This is a genomic window from Psychrobacter sp. A3 (assembly GCF_028823565.1).
Lineage (GTDB): Bacteria > Pseudomonadota > Gammaproteobacteria > Pseudomonadales > Moraxellaceae > Psychrobacter > Psychrobacter celer.
This window is the reverse complement of the sequence record NZ_JAPEHS010000158.1, coordinates 1-1,025: the sequence shown is the minus strand read 5'-3', so window position 1 is coordinate 1,025 and position 1,025 is coordinate 1. Positions and strand designations below refer to the sequence as shown.

General features: G+C 49.7%; 1 pseudogene. It reads left to right on the top strand.

Annotation, left to right across the window (positions count from 1 at the left end):
- Positions 1-322: 322 nt before the first annotated feature.
- Positions 323-1,025 (top strand): annotated as a pseudogene (locus NK638_RS12260) (peptigoglycan-binding protein LysM); the annotation flags it as partial.

Below are 1,025 nucleotides of genomic sequence, written 5' to 3'. Positions count from 1 at the left end.
TGGGATGCTGTTTTTAAACGTAGGTTGCGCAGCCTCTGGGAACGCAGCACGCAAGGAAAATTTATACCAGTAGCGCGTTTAAATCCATAACAGTTTTACATTTAGCTAACTATAAAAGGGCTTTGCTTTCGTGTTACGCTTAGCACAAGTGTGATAGCAGACAGCGCGAAAAATATGCTTTATAATCAAAGTGATTGAAATATAGCGTATAACGCCAAAAAACTGACGGATGGGTAAACTTGTAGAGCCTTGCCCGCCAAGGTCTTAAAGCGATAGCTGCGCCGCTCAATCAACCTTATTACCAACTAAGAGACGTAAACGGATGAACTTTTCGAGACAAGCCTTATTGGGCATTGGGATGATTATCGGCGGTAGCGTGATGCTATACGCTATGGTGCAACAAATCGGCGATAATAGTCAGCCTGCGCCGACCTCAGCGATGGTCGAAAGCTCAAGCACTGAGCAAACCACGCAGCCACCATTGACAACGGACATCGAAACAGAAAAACGCATCTTGGCACAAAAACAAAAAGAGCGCGCCGCTCGCGTCGCAGAGCAAGAAAGACGTGCTCAGCAGTTTTTGCTTGAGCAAGAAGCCGCTGAAGCTGAAGCACTGGCCAAGGCGCGCGCAGAAAGCCAGCAATATATAACAAATACTACCGCTGCTGACGATAGCGACAGCGCCGCGGCTAAGAAAAAAGACGATACCGCTTCGGCGACAGCAAGCCTTGAAGGTACGGAAAGTTCTGAAAGCGCTGATAGCAATACGGCGCAAGCCGCCGCAGCCGAAAAATTAAAAACTGCCCAGCAGCAAGAAGCCAAACGTCAAGCCGCTCTCAAAGAGCAACAAGCCGCCAAAGAATTGGCACAGCGACAACAGCAAGCGGAACAAGCAAAGCAACAAGCAGAAGCCAAACGTCAAGCAGAAGCTGAGCGTCAGGCTGCCGAGCAGGCCGCTGCAAAAAAGCAAGCGGCTGAAAAAGCTGCCGAAGCCGCCAAAAAAGAGCCGCCCAAATCCCCCACTG